The sequence below is a fragment of the Streptomyces sp. N35 genome, from assembly GCF_016464295.1.
GTDB lineage: Bacteria > Actinomycetota > Actinomycetes > Streptomycetales > Streptomycetaceae > Streptomyces.
Genome location: NZ_JAEIMH010000048.1, coordinates 34,424 through 40,594, shown reverse-complemented (window position 1 = coordinate 40,594; position 6,171 = coordinate 34,424). Strand labels below are relative to the sequence as shown.

Here is a 6,171-nt window from a genome sequence, read left to right as displayed (position 1 = left end):
CCGACGGCCCCCCGGAGCGGGCCACAAACCTCGGGGCGGGGTCCTGGCCGCCCCGACCAGTCCCCCGCCCAGCCCGCTCAGGCCGCGGCGAGGAGCCCTTCGCACCACACTCGCCGCACAGGACTGGGCGAACCGTCCCGGCATCGCTGGTGATCGTCAACGGGAGGGTGCACAGCCCTTGCCGAACCCTCGCGACCGCTGCGCAGAGCCGCACCGCGCATCGGACCGCCCACGCGGTGCGCAGGGCCCGGACCGTTGCGCAGCGGCGTGCGCAGCGCGCACCGACATCACGGCATCCGGGCTGCGCAGCCGGATGGCTCCGTGGCCGGCTCGATTGCGCAGCCGAGCGGGCGCACCGGTCAGCCCGAGCCGAGCCCGATGCGCAGGATGCGCAAGCGGACTCGACCCAAGGCCTGTTGGCGTCGGCTCGCCGCTGGTCGCCCCGACCACTACCCCGACCGGCCCGGGGCGGGCAGGACGTCACCAGATCGTGACGCGTGGTCGGGCCACTCGGCCGGGGTTCTGGTCGGGGCTGCCCCGTGCACTGGACCCCATGAGCCTCGCGTCAGTCCTGCGGCCTTGCGCCGCAGCCGTTGCCCGACTGCACCCGGCAGGTCCTCCGCGGTCCGCCGGCGCCCCGCACCATGCCTCCACTGAGGGCAGCGCGCGATGAGCGGCTTCGGGCACGGGATCCAGCGCGGCGCGATGGCCGCCGACCACTTCACGCAGATCTCCAACGCCCTCTTCCGCGACCCGCGGTTGAGCTTCAAGGCCAAGGGGATCTTCGGGTTGATCTCCACCCACCGTGACGGCTGGCGGATCACCGTAAGTGAGCTCGCGCGCCGCGGCCGCGAGGGACGTGAAGCCGTCGCCAGCGGGCTGCGAGAACTCGAGCAGCACGGCTACCTGACCCGCGAGCGCGCCCGCCGTCCGGACGGCACCCTCGGTGACGCCGTGTACGCCATCACCGACATGCCGGCCCACCTCTACGACCTCCTGGGCGAGCCACCGGCCGAGCCGCGAAGAACTCCCAGGTCAGAACCTAAAACGGGTTATCCAGCACAGGCTGAACCTGCGCAGGCTGAACCGGCACCTAAGAACACCAGGCTTAAGAAGACCAACAAGCAGAAGACCAACCCCCATCCATCCGTCCGTACCGCGCACACGCGCGAGACCGAAACGGGACGGACGGACGGCAATGCCCTCGGCGCTCAGATACTGCTCGCCATCGGCGCCAGACGGCCCGAACTCCTGCTCACCGGGCAGGCCTTGCACGACCAGGGCCAGGTCGTCACCGACATGCTGCGCGCCGGCTGGAGTCTCCAGCAGCTGGAGCACATCATCACCGGCCGGCCACTGCCCGCGCCGGTCCTCACCTCCGTCGGCGCGATCATCGCCGCCCGCCTGCGCACCGCACGCACCACACCACCGCCCGCGAGCGCACCCGCCGGGGAACCCCCTGCGCTGAGCGCCGAGCGGGCCGCCGCTGCGGACCGCACCGTCGCCGAAGCGCTCACCCTGCGCGTGCTGCCCGAGTGCGCCGGCTGCGGCCACCCCGGCCCGGCACCCGACAGCAACCTGTGCCCCGCGTGTCTCAACTGGCCGTTCTGTCAGACCTGCACCGGCCCCAGCCGCCGCCGCGCCCACCCCGACGGCACCGGCCAATGCACCACCTGCGCCACGCAGACCGTGACCACCTGATCCCCGACTACCTGGAGCAGCCGATGGACCCGCTCTTCGACCGCACGGTTCCACGCCGCGATGTCCGCACACCCTGGGGGTGGACCCGTTGGTACGCCGTGCCTGGGCGGGACGACCTCATCCAGCTCCACCAGATCGGCGTCGTCCCGCCCAACCCGCCCCGCGCCACACGCCTTGCGCGGCGCTGGCTCACCCGGCGCCCGGCCAACCTCGTCGACATAGCCTTCGATCCGCACCGCACGTTCTTCATCAGCTTCACCACCGCGTGCGTCGCGATCGCCAGCTTCTTCTTGTTCGGCAAGCTCATGCTGACCGGCCGCTTGCCCGTCAGCGTCGGGATTCCGCTGCTGCTCGTGGCGCCGCTGCTCACCGAGTTCCTGCCCACGCCCCTCGACCAGTGGGCCCGACGGCACGCTGTCGTCATCGAAACCCCGAGTGAGGTCGCGGGCTTCGCGTCCCTTCTCGAGCTGCAGGCCGACCTCGACGCCGCAGCCGAGGAGAGCGGCCTTCCGGAATGCCGGGCCGCGGCCAGCCTCGGACGCGAGCTGCTGTGGCAAGCAGCCGTCGCCCTGCACGAGTTCCACCACCCCGCCGAAGCGGCCGAACTCAAGGAACAGCTTCACAACCTCGCCTGTGCCTCGGTGAAGGCGTGTGCCGCCGTCCTGGACCTCGACGAGCGCGCGAGCACCACACCCGCGGTGGACGGCGGCCACGAGAAGACGCGCGAGCCCGCCCACGACCTACACGACATCGTTGACGAGGTGACCCGCGATCTGCACATCGCGACCGACGCTCACCGGCACGCTGCAGACGTCCTCGACGGCCTGGACGCAGAACAGTCCACAGAACATCCGGCCGCGGACCGTACGAGGAAGAGCGACGCCCGCAGCGAAAAAGGTGGCAGGGCGTGAGCCAGGCGTGCCAAGGCGCTGGCGGCAGCGGACGAGGCGATCGTGTGCAGCGCCCTCCGCTTGTACGGGTTGGCGTGAGGGATGAGTTCCGTCGCTCTCGTGGCGTGCATGTGCGCTGCGGTGAGGCTCGTACGCGTACGACCGTTCGTTCCTCCGTCACGAGAATCGCGCGAGCACGAACGGCGACAACGGGTGGACTGCGCGCCCGGCGCCGCCGAGGCATGACGGGCCGGTCCGAACACCTCGGCCCGCATCATGAGCTCCAGCCGCTTCATCCGGCACGGTGATGGCCTGGGCGCGCCCGGCCACGCTCAGTTCGGCGTGATGCTCAGCATCATCGACCGGTACAGGGGCCCATCCTGCTGCGGCCGGGTCTCCCCGACGAACTCATAGCCCCAGCTCTCGTATGCACACCGGGCAGGGGCCGCTGCGGGTTCGGGACGTACCGTCAGCACGACGCGCTCGGCAGCGAGGCCGGCGAGGAGTTCGTCGTGCAGCTGCCGAGCGATGCCGCGGCGACGGATAGGACCGCGGACGGCGAGTTCGATCACGGCAAACGTACGGCGGCCGTCCTCGCGAACGAAAGTCGGTCTCGCGCGGCTCGAGGAGCCCTGCCACCAGCTGGTCGCGGCGGCAGGAAGTAGCCGTACGCAAAGCCGACGACCCGCTCGCCGTGCATCGCCAGTGCGAGGCGGAACCCGGGGCGGGTGTTGATCTGGCGGGCGAAGTTCGACGAACTCGGCGACGTCTCGCGGCCCCTCCTCGTATGGAGGCGCCGCGTAGACCTCCTCGTACGCGGGCAGCAGCGCATCCAACTGCGCGGCCGCCCCCGGCCCGTCGAAGCGACGGATGACGATCGACTCCAGCGTCATGCGGCTCTCCGATCGACGGTGATGGTCGCTCCTCACGCAGCTTTGAGAGATCCGATCGCGGGTCATCGGCGGAACGAGACGTCTTCCCCGTAGGGAGTCCGCCCCCTGCCTCGTGTCGGTCTAACGCTTGCGCGCGACCGCGAGGAGGTGCGAAGAAGCGGCCAGCAGCTCGGGATACGGTTCGGCAAGCCGCGCCGCGGCAAGCGCCGACTGGAAAAGTCCCGATTCGACGTCCAACGGCTCCTTCGTGTGCTGTTCCACGGCCTTGAGCATGGCCCAGGTCGGGCCCTCGATCCCGAACACCGCAGTGCGTTCGAAACCAGCGTCCGTGACCTCCTGCAGCAGCTGTTCGCCGCGGTGAAAGTACATCTTGGTGAAGGCCTTCTGCCCGTCGTGGAAGTGGCGCTCGAGGATCGTGCCGATCGAACGCTGCATCCGCTCGGTGTGCAGATGCTGGTACGAGGTGTGCTCGAAGAGGGAGGCGTACCGGTTCACCGCGGCCGCGGCGAGCAGCCCGCCCGGCTTGAGGACGCGCTTGGCCTCGGCGAGCGCCTGGTCCCGCTCGTCGCGCTCGAGCAGGTGGTAGAGCGGGCCGAACAGCAGGACCACGTCGTACGAGGCGTCCGGGGCGGCGAGCTGGCGGGCATCCCCCAGCTCGGCGTTCAGACCGGCCGCGCGGGCGGCGGTGATGTGCCGCTCGACGGGATCGATCAGGTCGACCGTGTACCCGTCCTTCGTCAGCCACGCGGCGTGCACCCCGGTCCCACCGCCCACGTCCAGGACGGACGCGGGGGCGGGCGGGAGGTAGCGGCGCAGGAGCTCCTGTGTACGGATCAACTCGAGCTGCCCGTCGGCGGAATGCGTGAGCCGAGTGGCCTCGTCGATGGTCTCTACGTAGAAGCGGGTGATCTCCGGCGCTAGCTCTGGAGGTGTCATACAAGGCATTCTGAATGCTGACCAGTTAACTAGTCCAGTGATGAGGGCTCTTGATGGCGCTGAAGTACGAGCAGATCGCCGAGTGGCTGCGCCGGCGCATCTCGGACGGCGAGATCCCGCCCGGAGGCAAGCTCCCCACGGGCCGGGAGATCGCGACCGAGTGGGGCGTCGCCATGGGCACGGTGAACAAGGCGATCGACACCCTGCGCGATGACGGTCTCGTCGTTTCCCGTCAAGGCTCCGGGCACACCGTGATCGAACAGGCCGTCGCCCGGCCAGCCGGGCACCGCAAGCGCGGCACGAGCCGCTTGTCCGGTGCGGCCCCGTACCGTCGCGTGGGCCTGCCCGAGCGGGCTGTTCCCCCGCAGCCCGTCGTCGACGCTCTCGGCCTCGGCCCAGGCGAGAAGGCCCTGAAGCGGGTCCGTGTCCTGCTCCTCGACGACGGATCATCGATGTCCCTGGTCATCGCCTGGTTCACCCTCGCGGTCGCGGAGGCCTGCCCGAAGCTCGCCGAGATGGCTCCGATTGCCGAAGGCACCACCCACTATGTGCGGCGCTGCACCGGGCGCAGTCCCGTGGAAGCGGAGGACATCACCCGTGTCGCACTCGCGACCGAAGAGGAGGCGAGCCTGCTCGGACTGGAGCGGCCGGCTGCCGTAGCGGTCGTCCTGCATACCGCCTTCGACCAGGACCATCGGGCGCTCGTGTGCGAGGTCGGCGTCACGCCGGCGCACGTCTTCGAGGAGACCGACAACTACCCGATGGGGCAGCAGAACTGACCTCGCCTTGACTTCTCTAGTTAACTAGTTCAATCTGTTGAGTGTGCGGTAGAGCACACTCAACAGCCTGTTCTACACCCGTTGTTGATGCTCCCGCCGCATGTCGTCCCACCCGCCACGGCAAAGGACCAGCGGTGACTGCAGCGATGACTCCCCACAGCGACCATCTCGACTTACACGAAGTCGCCCGCATCTGCGATCGGGCGCTCTCCCCTCCGCGCCGCCGCCCCGCCGACGGTGAGGTCAAGGACCTCACCGGGCGGCTCCACACGGCACTCCACGCCTTGGCGCTGCGCGTCGAAGCGACCGCCGCGGATCGCCGCGGGCCCAAGGTCAACGGCGCTCTTCGCGACCTTGAAGGTCTGCGTGAGCGCGGACCGTCCGACGGCCCGTTCGGTGCCTGGACTTACATGCGCGCCCTCGCCCGCGTCACCAGGGTCTTCGTTGCGTACCTGAAGACCCAGAAGACGCAATGAGCGGGGGCCTGATGATGAGCTCTTCCCGCCCTGCCACGGCCCTGGTGGAGACCACTGGACGATGTGTTGGCGCCGACGTGCGCGAGTACGCCAAGGCCAGCTACCCGATGACCTCGACCTCGGTGACCCTGGCTCGACGCGACGTCTGCAGCCACCTTGAGCGGTGGGAGTGGGGCACCAACGAAACCACCTACGCGGCGCGAATGATCGTGACCGAGCTCGTCGCCAACGCCGTGAAGCACGCGAGACGTCGAGACCACGAACTCCTGCTTCATCTGGCGGTGCTCGTCGACGGCGATCTGATCGTTGAAGTCTCCGATCCCGTGCCCGATTTCCCCTGCTTCGAGGAATCAGCCGGTTCGCTTCTGGACGACGAGTCCGGCCGCGGCCTCATGCTCGTCCGCAGTTACTCGTCAGACCTGTCCTGGTTCCCGCGTCCCCACATCGGCAAGACCGTGCGGGCGTTGCTGCCCGCGCCGCGTACGGCCTGAGCAGC

The 6,171-nt window shown here is 69.4% G+C and carries 7 protein-coding genes; 5 read left to right on the top strand and 2 right to left on the bottom strand.

The window, feature by feature from the left end:
* Nucleotides 1–669: 669 nt before the first annotated feature.
* Both JAO81_RS25010 and JAO81_RS25005 read left to right on the top strand, forming a co-directional pair.
* The gene (locus tag JAO81_RS25010; protein ID WP_199550169.1) at nucleotides 670–1,701 is read left to right on the top strand and encodes a hypothetical protein; all 1,032 of its coding nucleotides are present in this window, start codon (nucleotides 670–672) and stop codon (nucleotides 1,699–1,701) included.
* Nucleotides 1,665–2,612, top strand: a complete 948-nt coding sequence (locus JAO81_RS25005; protein WP_199550168.1) for a hypothetical protein — start codon at nucleotides 1,665–1,667, stop codon at nucleotides 2,610–2,612. The genes JAO81_RS25010 and JAO81_RS25005 overlap by 37 nt, the downstream gene beginning before the upstream one ends.
* A gap of 311 nt (nucleotides 2,613–2,923) precedes the next feature.
* Here the strand turns inward: JAO81_RS25005 and JAO81_RS25000 are convergent, their stop codons facing one another.
* The gene (locus tag JAO81_RS25000) at nucleotides 2,924–3,484 is read right to left on the bottom strand and encodes a GNAT family N-acetyltransferase (protein ID WP_307813649.1); all 561 of its coding nucleotides are present in this window, start codon (nucleotides 3,482–3,484) and stop codon (nucleotides 2,924–2,926) included.
* Between the two features lie 120 nt (nucleotides 3,485–3,604).
* Complete coding sequence (locus tag JAO81_RS24995) at nucleotides 3,605–4,420, bottom strand: bifunctional 2-polyprenyl-6-hydroxyphenol methylase/3-demethylubiquinol 3-O-methyltransferase UbiG (RefSeq protein WP_199550167.1); 816 nt, start codon at nucleotides 4,418–4,420, stop codon at nucleotides 3,605–3,607.
* A 50-nt stretch (nucleotides 4,421–4,470) separates the two neighbouring features.
* Here JAO81_RS24995 and JAO81_RS24990 point away from each other — a divergent pair, with 50 nt between their 5' ends.
* From JAO81_RS24990 to JAO81_RS24980, 3 genes are all read left to right on the top strand, one after another.
* Nucleotides 4,471–5,199, top strand: a complete 729-nt coding sequence (locus tag JAO81_RS24990; RefSeq protein ID WP_199550166.1) for a GntR family transcriptional regulator — start codon at nucleotides 4,471–4,473, stop codon at nucleotides 5,197–5,199.
* Nucleotides 5,200–5,333: 134 nt separating this feature from the next.
* Nucleotides 5,334–5,675 carry a DUF6415 family natural product biosynthesis protein gene (locus JAO81_RS24985; protein WP_199550165.1) on the top strand — a complete coding sequence of 114 codons (342 nt, stop codon included), beginning with the start codon at nucleotides 5,334–5,336 and terminating at the stop codon, nucleotides 5,673–5,675.
* Entirely contained in the window at nucleotides 5,672–6,166 is a 495-nt protein-coding gene (locus tag JAO81_RS24980; RefSeq protein WP_233415875.1) for an ATP-binding protein, read from the top strand. The genes JAO81_RS24985 and JAO81_RS24980 overlap by 4 nt, the downstream gene beginning before the upstream one ends.
* Nucleotides 6,167–6,171 lie beyond the last annotated feature (5 nt).